Annotated in this window: 13 protein-coding genes; all 13 read left to right on the forward strand. The window is 66.5% G+C overall.

What is annotated here, in order from left to right; translation table 11 throughout:
• Window positions 1–15 precede the first annotated feature (15 nt).
• The 13 genes from rng (at window position 16) to NK214_RS00875 (ending at window position 12569) form a co-directional block, all read left to right on the forward strand.
• The gene (gene rng / locus NK214_RS00815) at window positions 16–1512 is read left to right on the forward strand and encodes a ribonuclease G (protein ID WP_048413615.1); all 1497 of its coding nucleotides are present in this window, start codon (window positions 16–18) and stop codon (window positions 1510–1512) included.
• Between the two features lie 7 nt (window positions 1513–1519).
• Window positions 1520–2230 (forward strand): TIGR02117 family protein, encoded by a 711-nt coding sequence (locus NK214_RS00820; protein ID WP_253313541.1) that lies wholly within the window; start codon window positions 1520–1522, stop codon window positions 2228–2230.
• Between the two features lie 34 nt (window positions 2231–2264).
• Entirely contained in the window at window positions 2265–3044 is a 780-nt protein-coding gene (cysE, locus tag NK214_RS00825) for a serine O-acetyltransferase (protein ID WP_107797772.1), read from the forward strand.
• Window positions 3041–3844, forward strand: coding sequence for a DUF3658 domain-containing protein (locus NK214_RS00830; protein WP_253313542.1), 804 nt, complete (start codon window positions 3041–3043; stop codon window positions 3842–3844). The genes cysE and NK214_RS00830 overlap by 4 nt, the downstream gene beginning before the upstream one ends.
• A gap of 134 nt (window positions 3845–3978) precedes the next feature.
• Complete coding sequence (locus NK214_RS00835) at window positions 3979–4821, forward strand: isopenicillin N synthase family oxygenase (RefSeq protein ID WP_253313543.1); 843 nt, start codon at window positions 3979–3981, stop codon at window positions 4819–4821.
• Between the two features lie 277 nt (window positions 4822–5098).
• A complete protein-coding gene (locus NK214_RS00840) occupies window positions 5099–5329 on the forward strand; it encodes a DUF2061 domain-containing protein (RefSeq protein ID WP_019102374.1) in 231 nt (76 codons plus the stop codon).
• A gap of 118 nt (window positions 5330–5447) precedes the next feature.
• Window positions 5448–5975: a GbsR/MarR family transcriptional regulator gene (locus NK214_RS00845; protein ID WP_107797769.1), complete on the forward strand. Its 528-nt coding sequence runs from the start codon at window positions 5448–5450 to the stop codon at window positions 5973–5975.
• 115 nt (window positions 5976–6090) lie between these two features.
• A complete protein-coding gene (locus NK214_RS00850; protein ID WP_253313544.1) occupies window positions 6091–6462 on the forward strand; it encodes a hypothetical protein in 372 nt (123 codons plus the stop codon).
• Window positions 6459–7298, forward strand: a complete 840-nt coding sequence (locus NK214_RS00855; RefSeq protein ID WP_253313545.1) for an NAD-dependent epimerase/dehydratase family protein — start codon at window positions 6459–6461, stop codon at window positions 7296–7298. Before NK214_RS00850 ends, NK214_RS00855 begins: the two co-directional genes overlap by 4 nt.
• Window positions 7295–7663, forward strand: a complete 369-nt coding sequence (locus NK214_RS00860; protein ID WP_253313546.1) for a DoxX-like family protein — start codon at window positions 7295–7297, stop codon at window positions 7661–7663. The genes NK214_RS00855 and NK214_RS00860 overlap by 4 nt, the downstream gene beginning before the upstream one ends.
• Window positions 7660–8130: a DUF2269 domain-containing protein gene (locus tag NK214_RS00865; protein ID WP_253313547.1), complete on the forward strand. Its 471-nt coding sequence runs from the start codon at window positions 7660–7662 to the stop codon at window positions 8128–8130. Before NK214_RS00860 ends, NK214_RS00865 begins: the two co-directional genes overlap by 4 nt.
• 70 nt (window positions 8131–8200) lie before the next feature.
• Window positions 8201–10291, forward strand: a complete 2091-nt coding sequence (locus NK214_RS00870; protein WP_253313548.1) for an acyltransferase family protein — start codon at window positions 8201–8203, stop codon at window positions 10289–10291.
• Window positions 10292–10412: 121 nt separating this feature from the next.
• A complete protein-coding gene (locus tag NK214_RS00875; protein WP_107797763.1) occupies window positions 10413–12569 on the forward strand; it encodes a UvrD-helicase domain-containing protein in 2157 nt (718 codons plus the stop codon).
• The last annotated feature ends 28 nt before the right edge of the window (window positions 12570–12597 follow it).

Genomic DNA, 12597 nt, shown 5'->3' on the forward strand with positions numbered 1-12597 from the left:
GCGCGGGGAACCACCATGCTGCATCAATCGATACCCCTGCCGCGCGATCTGCCGCGCCCCAAAGAACAAATCCTGGTCAACATCACCCCGCAGGAAACCCGGGTCGCGGTGTTGGAAGACGCCGTCGTCCAGGAACTGCACGTGGAGCGCGCCGCCAGCCGCGGCATCGTCGGCAACATCTACCTGGGCCAGGTCAAGCGCGTGCTGCCCGGCATGCAGAGCGCCTTCATTGAAATCGGCCTGGAGCGCGCGGCCTTCCTGCACATCGCCGACGTGCTGGAACAACGCCAGCACCCGACCGAGCCGCAACGCATCGAAAAAATGCTGTTCGAAGGCCAGACCGTGCTGGTGCAGGTGATCAAGGATCCGATCGGCACCAAGGGCGCGCGCCTGTCCACTCAGATCTCTCTGGCCGGCCGCTTCCTGGTTCACCTGCCGCAGGAAGAGCACATCGGCGTCTCGCAGAAAATAGACAGCGAAAGCGAGCGCCACAATCTGAAGTCCCGGCTGGAAAAGCTGTTGCCGGCCAATAGCCCGCGCGGCTACATCATCCGCACCAGCGCCGAGACCGCGCGCGACGACGAGCTGGCCGCCGACATCGACTACCTGTCCAAGCTGTGGTCCGACATCCGCCACAAGTCCCAGCACCTGCCGGCGCAAAGCCTGCTCTACGAGGACCTGCCGCTGGCGGTGCGCGTGCTGCGCGACATGGTCAGCGACTTCACCGACAAGGTGGTGGTGGATTCCACCGAGAACTACAGCCGCATGGTGGAGTTCGCCGAGCAATACGTGCAGATCGCCGTGGACAAGATCGAGCGCTACAGCGGCGAACGCCCGCTGTTCGAGCTGCACGGCATCGAAGCCGAGATCGACAAGGCGCTGGCGCGCCGCGTCAACCTCAAGTTCGGCGGCTATCTGATCATCGACCAGACCGAAGCGATGACCACGATAGACGTCAACACCGGCGGCTTCGTCGGCAACCGCAATTTCGACGAAACCATCTTCAAGACCAATCTGGAGGCCACCCAGACCATCGCCCGGCAACTGCGGCTGCGCAATCTGGGCGGCATCATCATCGTCGACTTCATCGACATGGACAACGACGAGCACCAGTCCGCGGTGCTGGCGGAGCTGGCCAAGGCGATGGCGCGCGACCGCACCCGCGTCACCCTCAACGGCTTCACCAGCCTGGGCCTGGTGGAAATCACCCGCAAGCGCACCCGCGAAAGCCTGGCTCACGTGTTGTGCGAGCCCTGCCCCACCTGCCAGGGCCGCGGCGAGATCAAGACCGCGCAAACCGTGTGCTACGAGATCCAGCGCGAAATCGTGCGCGAGGCGCGCCAGTTCGACGCCAAGGGCTACCGCATCCTGGCCGCGCAATCGGTGATCGACATGTTCATAGACGAGGAATCGCAAAGCCTGGCGATGCTGATCGACTTCATCGGCAAGCCGATCTCGCTGTCGGTGGAAGCCACTTACACCCAGGAACAATTCGACGTCGTCCTGTTGTAAGCCGCGCATGCCATCCCGCCCGCTCCGTCCGGCGGCCCGGCTGCCGCGCCTGTTGTCCCGCGCGGCGCTGGGCCTGCTGGCTCTGATCGCCCTCTATCTGCTCGCCGCGCTGACCCTGGGCCTGTTGCCGGTCAACCGGGACTGGCGGCCGGCCGAGTCCGGCATACCGGTCTACCTGGACAGCAACGGCGTGCACGCCGGCCTGCTGCTGCCCCGCCGCGCCCCAGGCATGGACTGGGACGAGACCTTTTCCCCGCGCCATCCGCGGACCGGGGCCAATCTGGACAAACTGCCCTATGTGGGCATAGGCTGGGGCAGCCGCAGCTTTTACCTGGAAACGCGGAACTGGTCCGACCTCACCCCAGGCAAGGCGCTCTACGCGCTGTCCGGGCTGGACGGCGCCGTGTTGCACGTGGAATACCTGCCGACGCCGCGCGAAGGCGCCGCCACCCGGCGCCTGCTGCTCGCGCCGGAACAATACCGGCGGCTGACCGACTTCATCCAGGCCGCCGTCGCCCGCGACGCGGCCGGCCAGGCCCTGTGGATGCCGGGCTATCATTATCATGATCAGGACGCGTTTTACCTGGCCAACGGCCGTTACAGCCCGTTGACCACCTGCAACCAGTGGGTGCGCGACGCGCTGGCCGCCAGCGGCGCGCGCACCGCCTGGTGGTCCCCGTTCGACCGCGCACTATTCTGGCAATTGAAAGACCGCTGAGGCGCGCCGCCCCAGCGCAAGGGAGTTTCGCAAAATGAACGAAGCAAACGGCGACCCGCTCTGGTCCGCCATCCGGCGGGAAGCCGAACAAGCCGCGCAAGACGAGCCCATGCTGGCCAGTTTCCTGCACATGACCGTGCTGCGCCACACCACCCTGGAAGACGTGCTGGCCTTCCACCTGTCCAGCAAGCTCGCCAGCCCGGTGATGGACGCCCGCGCGCTGATGGAATTGTTCCGCGAGGCGCTGGACGCCGATCCGGCCATCAGCGCCGCCGCCCGCGCCGACATCAGCGCCTGTTTCGACCGCGACCCGGCCTGCGACAACTACTCCACCCCGCTGCTTTACTTCAAGGGCTTCCACGCCATCCAGTGCCAGCGCATCACCCACTGGCTGTGGCGGGAGGAGCGCAAAACCCTGGCGCTCTTTCTGCAGAACCGCATCTCCGAAGTCACCGGCGCCGACATCCACCCGGCCGCGCGCATCGGCCAGGGCGTGATGCTTGACCACGGCACCGGCGTGGTGGTGGGCGAAACCGCCGTCATCGGCGACAACGTCTCGCTGCTGCAGGGCGTGACCCTGGGCGGCACCGGCAAGGAACACGGCGACCGCCATCCCAAGATCGCCGACGGCGTGCTGATCGGCGCCAACACCTCCATTCTCGGCAACATCCTGGTGGGCGCCTGCGCCAAGATAGGCGCCGGCAGCGTGGTGCTGGAAGACGTGCCGGCCCACACCACCGTGGTCGGCGTGCCCGCCCGCGTGGTGGCCCGCGCTGAAGGCACCCCGGCGCTGGACATGGACCAGCGCGTATGAGCGCGGAGCGGGTTCACCTCGCCGTCGGCGACTCCGCCGCCGGCATGCTGAACGCGCTGCGGCGCGACGGCCTGCTGGACGGCGAGGTCCTGCCCTTCATCGAAGACCTGAGCGCCGGGCCGCTGCTGGACGCCGACGCCATCGATCAAGGCCTGCGCCTGGCCTGGCATCAGCAACTGCTGCAGGCCCAGCCCTGGCTGCCGGAATACGAGGACGATTGGCTGCGCCGGCATCAAGCCGGCCGCAAAGCGCTGCTGCGGCTGCTGGAGCGGCCGCGGCCGCTCACCGTCTGGCAAGGCCGCAACGCCGGCGACCGCCTGGCGCTGGCGCTGCTGGCCGAGCAGCTGCCGGCGGACTGCCCGTTGACCGTCTGCGCCGCGCCGGAGCCCGTCTGGCAGGCCGGCGACGAGATGGCGGAATGGAGCATGGCCATGCTGCCGCTGGAACGGCTGGCGGATTGCCGGCGGCGGGAGCGCCCGCTGGCGGCCGGCGAACGCCAGGCGCTGGCCTCGCAATGGCGCCGCTGGCGCGAACACGGCCAAGGCCTGCGCCGCCGGCAAGACGATGACGTCGTCGAAGCGCCGCTGGACCGCTACGACGCGCTGCTGCTGGAACTGAGCGGCGAGCAGCCGCGCGCGGTGTCCCGCCTGGTCGGCGACGCCCTCGTCCACATCCGGGAAGCGCTGCTGTCCTCCGACATCCTGTTCTGGCGCGTCCAGCAGTTGCTGCGCGCGGGCCGGCTCCGCGCCGAAACCATGGCCGGCGGCGGCTCCTCGCCCTTCATCCGCGCCGGCGGCTGAACCGACGTTGCCGCGACGCGACACCCCCGCGGCCCGCGCTTGGTGATGCCGGGAGCCGCGGGTAAAATCCCAGCCCTCGGCGCCTGCCCCGCCATTGAATGGCAGCGTCCTGCAATCCTCAGGAACCCCACCCCATGAATGTCAGAGTTGTCGACTACCACGCGCCGGACGCGGCGGAACAATTCACCCGCTCCCTGCACGAAACCGGCTTCGGCGTGCTGGTCAACCATCCGATCCCGCAAAGCCTGGTGGAAAAGATCTACGCCGACTGGCTGGCCTTCTTCAACAGCCAGACCAAATACGACTACGCCTTTTCCATGGAACGTCAGGACGGCTGGTTCTCCCCGGAGGTATCGGAAACCGCCAAGGGCGCAAGCCTGAAAGACATCAAGGAATACTTCCACATCTACCCCTGGGGCCGCGTGCCGCCGGAACTCAAGGCCGACGCCGACCACTACTACGCCGTCGCCAACCAGCTGGCGCAGGAGCTGCTGTCCTGGGTGCAGCAATACACACCGGCCCATATCGCTGCCAGCTACACCGAGCCGCTGTCCCACATGATCGCCGACAGCCAGAAAACCCTGCTGCGCGTGCTGCGTTATCCGCCGCTCACCGGCCAGGAGCCGGCCGGCTCGCTGCGCGCCGCCGCCCACGGCGACATCAATCTGCTGACCATCCTGCCCGCCGCCAACGAGCCCGGCCTGCAAGTGCAGGACAAGCAAGGCGAATGGCTGGACGTACCCTGTGATTTCGGCACCCTGGTGGTCAATATCGGCGACATGCTGCAAGAGGCCTCCGGCGGCTACTATCCGTCCACCCAACACCGCGTGGTCAACCCCAGCGGCGAAGGCACGACCAAGAGCCGCATCTCGCTGCCGCTCTTCCTGCATCCGCGTCCGGAAGTGGTGCTGTCCGAACGCTATACCGCGGACAGCTATCTGAACGAGCGCCTGCGCGAACTGGGCGTCAAGATGTAAGAACCGCCGCGCGTCGCGCGGCGTAACCCGGTGGGTGCGGCTTCGCAGCCTCATCCATCGTCCCCTTGCCGCAACGCCTTGTCTCGTCTGCGCTCGCGCGATCGTGAACTGACGGCAAACCCCTCGCAGCGGCGGCTTCCCACCGCCGCTGGCGGCCCTCCGCAATCAAATCCAAAAGTTCATTAGTAAAATGCTATCGCTCTGAGCAAAATATTCAACTGGCCCACTCAAATGATAATGACTATCATTCAATAAATACTCAACGTGGAGCCCTGCCATGCTCAAGACCATTACTTTCGCCATCTGCCACTTCACCGTCGCCTTCAGCGTGGCTTATCTGCTGACCGGCAATATCGGCGTCTCCAGCCTGCTGGCCCTGGTGGAACCGCTGGTCAACACCGTGGCCTATTACTTCCACGAGAAGGTGTGGGACCGCATCCGTGGCCGCAAGGCCCAAGCCGCCGAAACCGGCGCCGCCGGACACAACGCCCTGTTCCATCAGCACTGACGCCAACGGCGCCGCGCCCCTGTCCGGGCGCGGCCTTGCTTTCGCGGCGCTTCGTCCCGCTCCATGCCAATGAATTTCTGTATTGACAGAAATTTCGGAAACAACTATCGTAAGCACCATGGAACTGACACCCGTATCCCAACGCTTCGTGCTGCACTGGGGCGAAATGGGCACCCGCTGGGGCGTGAACCGCACCGTCGCTCAAATACACGCGCTGCTCTTCATCACCGGCCGCCCGCTGAACGCCGAAGAACTGGCCGACACCCTCAACGTGGCTCGCTCCAACATCAGCAACAGCCTGAAAGAGCTGCAGAACTGGCAACTGATCCGCATCGTGCACGTGCTGGGCGACCGCCGCGACCACTTTGAAACTTCGGGCGACGTTTGGGAACTGTTCCGCATCATCGTGGCAGAGCGGCAGCGCCGTGAAATCGAGCCCACCCTGCTGGTGCTGAAGGAATGCATGGACAGCCCGGACTTCCAGCAGGAGAGCCCGCTGGCGCAGGAACGCATCCGCAACACCTGGCAGTTCATGGACACCCTCACCTCCTGGACTCGGGAAATGCTGCGCTTGTCCACCGCCACGCTGAGCCGGGTGCTGAAGATGGGCGCCAGCATTCAGAAACTGCTGGGACGGGATAAATAAGTTCGCCGCGCACGCGGGCGGCGCCGGGCGGCCTTGCGCCGCCGGAAACCCCGCGCATTTTTTTTGCCATCACATTTCTGTTTTGACAGAAATTTCAGAAATAAAGGAGAACACCATGAGCGGATTCATCACCAGCATGATCATCGTCCCTCTGCTGTGCAGCCTGTTGTGCTGGTGGCTGCTGGCCGGCCCCTTGCGCCAAGTGACCCAGGCCCTGTGCGAGCACGGCGCCGGCGGCCCGTTCTGGCAGCGCGCCTTCTTGATCCTGATCCTGGCCGGACCGCTGCTGGCCGTGCTGCTGTTCGCGCCGGACGCCCCTTCCGCCTCTCTATGGCTGGACATCCGCGCCATCCTGATGTGGGCGCTGCTGGGCGTGGTGGCCCAGTTGCTGGTGCTGCTGCGCCTGGTCTGGCGGCAGGTGGCGCCGCGCCCCGTCGCGCGGCAGGCCCAGCCCTTGCCCGCCGCGCCTCAGGAGACCGCGCAATGAAGATACTGCTCTTGGGCGGCGGCGGCTTCATCGGACGGCCGCTGCGCCAGCGGCTGGAACGGGACGGGCACCAAGTCAGCTCGCCCTCGCGCCGGCAACTGGACCTGCGCCAGCCGCGCGCCGACTGGCGTCAATGGCTGGAAGGCGTCGACACGGTGGTCAACGCCGCCGGCCAGTTGCTGGACCGCCCAGCCGGCGCGCTGGAAGCCGTTCATCACTTGGGACCGCTGCAGTTGGCCAGCATGGCCTATCAAGCCGATGTGCGCCGCTGGGTGCAGCTGTCGGCGCTGGGCGCGGATCCGCAGGCCGCCACCCCGTTCCTGGCCGGCAAGGGCCGCGGCGACGCCGCCCTGCTGGCCAGCGGCCTGGAAGCCCGCATCGCGCGGCCCTCGCTGATCTACGGCCCGCAAGGCGCCAGCAGCCGGCTATTGCTGCAACTGGCGCGGCTGCCCCTGTGGCTGCTGCCCGACGGCGGCAATCAGCGCATCCAGCCGCTGGCGCTGGACGACGCGGTGGAGGGGCTGGCGCGGCTGGCCTTGGCCGACGACGCGCCGGAAGGCGTCATCGAGTTCGTCGGCGCCGAGGCGCTGACCCTGGCCGACTACCTGCGCCAGCTGCGTCGATTGCAAGGACTGAACGCCCCGGCCTACATCCTCAACCTGCCGCCCCAGGCCAGCCGGACGCTGGCGGCGCTGGCCGAACGCTGGCCGTCCAGCCTGATCAGCCGCGACACCCTGGAGATGCTGAACCACGGCAGCTGCGGCGACCCGTCCGCCCTCGGCGCGCTGCTGCAACGCGCGCCGCTGGCCAGCAGCCAATTCCGGGAAGCGCCATGACGCCCTCCACGCGCAACATCGAATACGCGTTGGCGGCGCTGTGGCTGTGGAGCGGCCTGCAGCCGCCGCTCAGCGCCTGGGACGCCTCCGTCGCCATGCTGCAGCGGCTGCCCTTGCCCGCCGACTGGGCCGCGCCGCTCTTCCTCGCCGCCTGCGGCCTGGATATCGCCTTCGGCCTGCTGACGCTGGGACGCCCCTGCCGCGCCTTGTGGCGGACCCAGGCCGCCGTCGTCGCCGGCTACAGCCTGACGCTGGCGCTCTGGCTGCCGGAAAACTGGCTGCATCCGTTCGCCCCCTTAGTGAAAAACCTGCCCATCCTGGCCATGCTGCTGTGGCTGGGCGCCCGCCGGGAGACTTCCGCATGAACGCCTATCTCGTGGTCAAAACCCTGCACATCCTGTCCGCCACCCTGATGGTGGGCACCGGCTTCGGCTCCGCCTTCTACCTGTTCTTCGCCAACCGCGGCCGCCAGACCGCGGCCCAGGCCGAAGTGGCGCGGCTGGTGGTGCGCGCCGACTGGTGGTTCACCACGCCGGCGGTGATCTTCCAACCGCTGTCCGGCCTGTGGCTGGCGCGGCAGGCAGGCTGGCCGCTCGCCAGCGACTGGCTGCTCGCCTCCATCGGCCTGTTCCTGTTCGCCGGCCTGTGCTGGCTGCCGGTGCTGCGGCTGCAAACCCGCATGGCGGCGATGGCGCGCGCCGCCGTCGCCGCCGGCCAGCCGCTGCCCGCGCGCTACTGGCGCTACGCCCGCTACTGGGAATGCCTGGGCTACCCTGCCTTCCTGGCCATGCTTACGACATACTTTCTAATGGTGATAAAACCGGGAGCTTGAGCAGGAATAAGGATAGAATGTTTGGTTTTTTATTATTCAAGCCAGAATCATGGCTTGAGCCTTCCGCACTATGTCGCTCACTCCCCACTCCTGTATCGACGCCAAAGCTTATCGGCCGGACATCGACGGCCTGCGCGCGCTGGCCGTGCTCAGCGTGGTCGCTTTCCACATCGGCCTGCCCGGATTCGGCGGCGGCTTTGTCGGCGTAGATATATTCTTCGTCATTTCCGGCTTCCTGATCAGCGGCCTGCTGCGGCAGGAATTGCTTGCGCAAGGCCACATCGACTTCAAGGCTTTCTACGCTCGCCGCATCCGCAGGCTTGCGCCCGCGCTGGCGCTGGTGCTGGCCGTCAGTCTGGCGCTGGCCTACTTCGTGATGCTGCCGGACGACCAGATCAAGCTGGGACGGGAAGTCCGCGCGGTCGCCACGCTGTCCGCCAACCATCACTTTCTCAAGCACGCTTTTGATTATTTCGACTCCGACGCCGACCTCAAAGTCTTGCTGCACACTTGGTCGCTGGCGGTGGAGGAGCAATATTATCTGGTCTGGCCCTTGCTGCTATGGAGCGTCTTCCGCCTGAGCAAGGGGGATCGCCATGTCACCGACCTGCGCATGCGTCTGGCCCTGGGCGCGGTCTTGCTCGGATCGCTGGGCTTGAGCTTATGGCTAAGCTATCGCGATACGCCGCAAGCCTTTTACCTGATGCCCGCCCGCGCCTGGGAATTCGCCGCCGGCGCCCTGCTGGCCTTGCTGCCGCCCCCGCGCGGAGGCCGGCGCCTGGCCTTGCCCATCGCCGCGCTGGGTCTGGCGCTGCTGCTGGCGTCCATCGCGCTGCTGAATGAACGTATGGTCTTTCCCGGCGTCATCGTATTGCTGCCGGTCATCGGCAGCGTGCTGTTCATTCTGGCCGGCATGCTGGACCCGTCCAATCCGATAAGCCGCTGCATCGGCTCCCGTCCCTGGACCAGCATCGGCCTTCTGTCCTACGGCTTTTATCTGTGGCACTGGCCCTTGCTGGCGCTGGGCCGCTATTGGGGCCTGGGCGAACGCGATCTGGGCCGCGACGCGCTTCTGGGCGGCGTCTTGGCGCTGGCGCTGGCCTGGCTGAGTTACCGCTATGTGGAACAACCGCTGCGCCGGGGACAATGGCGGAAGCTTAGCGACACCCGGTCCACGCTGCGAACCGGCCTCAGCATCACCCTCGGCCTATGGCTGCTGGGCACGGTCGCCATGTATTTGCCCAAGCACTTTCCTTGGCCGGGACAGCAAAGCATTCTGCAGGCCAAGCGCGACGCTTTCCATTTTGTCGGCGATTGCGGCATGCCGGCCGCCGGCGTCCCCTTGTCCCCGCGCGCCCAATGCCTGATCGGCGCGCCCGGCGCGCCGCTTAAACTGCTGGCCTGGGGCGATTCCCACACCGACCATCTGATGCCGCTGTACGACGCGCTGGCCAAGGAGCGCGGCATCGCCATCCTGCGCCGGGTCTACCACGGTTGCCCGCCGCTGGCCGACGCCATGCCGGTGGGCGAAGGCAAAAAACGTAGTTGGTGCCCCAGCTTCGCGCGGGCCGTGCGCGCGGAATTGCCGCAGCTGGCGGCCCAAGGCGTCACCGGCGTGCTGCTCAACGCGCGCTGGAACAGCTATACCGCCCAAGATCTGCCGGGCAGACCGGCCATGACCGGTCTGGTGGCCGCCGGTCTCGAAGGCGTCCCCAGCGTATCCGGCGGCATGAAGGCCGGCGTGGCTCCGCTGGACCGCGCCTCCTCGCTTCAGGTCCTGGAGCAATCGCTGGACCGCAGCGCGCAAGACATGGCCGGCCTGGGACTGAAAATCGTCCTGGTGCTGCCGGAGGCGGAGATGAGCAAGTCGCCGCCGGAATGCGTGGCCCACTTGGGCGCGGCGGCCTGCAACGCGCCGCGCGCGGACGTTGAGCGCCATCGCCTGCAGATTGTCCAGCTGCTGCAACGCGTCGCCGCCCGTCACCCCAACATCCGCTTGTGGGACCCCCTGGATCCGTTCTGCGACGCCAAGACCTGCTTCGCCAGCCGCGACGGCAAAGTGCGCTACCAGGACAAGGACCATATCACCGCCAGCATGGCGCTGACCTTGACGGATAGTTTCCGCCCCAGCTTCGACTGGGCGAGAAGCGCCGAACGCTGAACCCGCCCTCCTCGAAATGGCAGCCTCCCGGCTGCCATTTTCGCTTTTACCCACGCAATGCCGACGATGCCGACGCCTGGTGTAAAATGGCGTTTTGCCTGAACCAGATAGACACCTCGCCATGACAGATCTCCTCGCCGGCCTCAATCCAGAACAACTGCGCGCCGTCACCTGGCCCGACAAGAGCGCGCTGGTGCTGGCCGGCGCGGGCAGCGGCAAGACCCGGGTGCTGACCACCCGCATCGCCTGGCTGTTGTCCACCGGACAAACCAGTCCCAGCGGCGTTCTGGCGGTAACCTTCACCAACAAGGCCGCGCGCGAGATGCAGACCCGGCTGGCGACCATGGTGCCGGTCAACGTGCGCACCATGTGGATAGGCACTTTCCACGGCCTGTGCAACCGCTTCCTGCGCTCCCACTACCGCGACGCCGGCCTGCCGCAGACCTTCCAGATTCTGGACTCCGCCGACCAACAGGCGGCGATCAAGCGCCTGCTGAAAAGCCTGGAACTGTCCGACGAGAAATTCCCGCCGCGCGCGGTGCAAAGCTTCATCAACGGCAGCAAGGAAGCCGGCCTGCGCGCCGACAAGCTGCCGCCGGCGCTCAATCCCTACGAAGCCAAGCTGGTGGAGCTGTACGCCACCTACGACGCCCAATGCCGCCGCGAAGGCGTGGTGGACTTCGCCGAACTGCTGTTGCGCAGCTACGAGCTGCTGAGCGCCAACCAGGCGCTGCGCCAGCATTATTGCAGCCGCTTCCGCCACATCCTGGTGGACGAGTTCCAGGACACCAACCGCCTGCAGTACGCCTGGCTCAAGCTCTTGGCCGGCGACGGCGGCTCCTTGTTCGCCGTCGGCGACGACGACCAGAGCATCTACGCCTTCCGCGGCGCGGAAGTGGGCAATATGCGCTCCCTGCTCAACGACTTCTCGGTCAGCGAGCCGGTGCGGCTGGAACAGAACTACCGTTCGATGGGCAATATCCTCAACGCCGCCAACGCGCTGATCGAGCAGAACGACGGCCGGCTGGGCAAGAATCTGTGGACCGACGCCGGCGAGGGCGAAAAGATCCGCCTGTTCGAAGCCTACTCCGACGGCGAGGAAGCCGAGTTCATCAGCGACGAGGTGCGCAGCCTCAAGCGGGACGGCTTCAATCTGTCCGACATGGCCATTCTCTACCGTTCCAACGCCCAGTCGCGCTTGCTGGAACACGTGCTGGTCAACGCCCAGATTCCCTACCGCATTTACGGCGGCCTGCGCTTCTTCGAACGCCAGGAAGTCAAACACGCGCTGGCTTATCTGCGCCTGATCGCCAACCCGGAAGACGACAACGCGCTGCTGCGCGTGATCAATGTGCCGGCGCGCGGCATCGGCGCGCGCACGGTGGAAGGCCTGCAAGCGGTCAGCCGCGAGCAGGGCGTCACCCTGTGGCAGGCCGCCTGCGCCTCCGGCGGCGGCCGCACCGCGGCCAAACTGGGCGAGTTCGTGCTGCTGGTGGAACGCATGCGCGAACGCGGCCGCGAGCTGCCGCTGGCCGAAGCCGTCAGCCTGGCCATAGACGACTCCGGCCTGCGCGCGATGTACGAGCAGGACAAGAAAGAAGGCGAAGAGCGCCTGGCCAACCTGGACGAATTGATCAACGCCGCCGCCGGCTTCATGCCGGACGAGCCGGCGCAAGCGCTGACCGAATTCCTCAGCGCCGCCAGCCTGGAAGCCGGCGAACACCAGGCCGAAGCCGGCAGCGACGCGCTGCAACTGATGACGGTGCACGCCGCCAAGGGCCTGGAATTCGACGCCGTCTTCGTCTCCGGCCTGGAAGAAGGCCTGTTCCCGCATGAAAACAGCATGAACGACGGCAAGGGCCTGCAAGAAGAACGCCGGCTGATGTACGTGGCCATCACCCGCGCGCGTCAGCGCCTCTATCTGTCCAACGCGCAAAGCCGCATGCTGCACGGCCAGAGCCGCTACCCCATCCGCTCGCGCTTCGTCGACGAAATCCCGGCGGAGCTCACCCACGACCTATCTGCTAAAGTGAAAGCGACGGCCAAGACAAATGCATCGACAAATGCATCCTGGCGCGCGGTTCCGAAGGTGGGCCGCGTGGCCGCCGACAACAGCCAGGGCTTCCGCATCGGCCAATCGGTGGAACACGCCAAGTTCGGCAGCGGCGTGGTGATCAACGCCGAAGGCGGCGGCGAGGATGTGCGCCTGCAAATCAACTTCGCCGAGCACGGCGTGAAGTGGCTGGATCTGCGCTACGCCAAGCTGAGCGCCGGCTAAGCCTCTCGCCGCGGCGGCGGCCGCTTGA

Source organism: Chromobacterium sp. S0633, from assembly GCF_024158805.1.
In the GTDB taxonomy this organism is placed as follows: Bacteria; Pseudomonadota; Gammaproteobacteria; order Burkholderiales; family Chromobacteriaceae; genus Chromobacterium.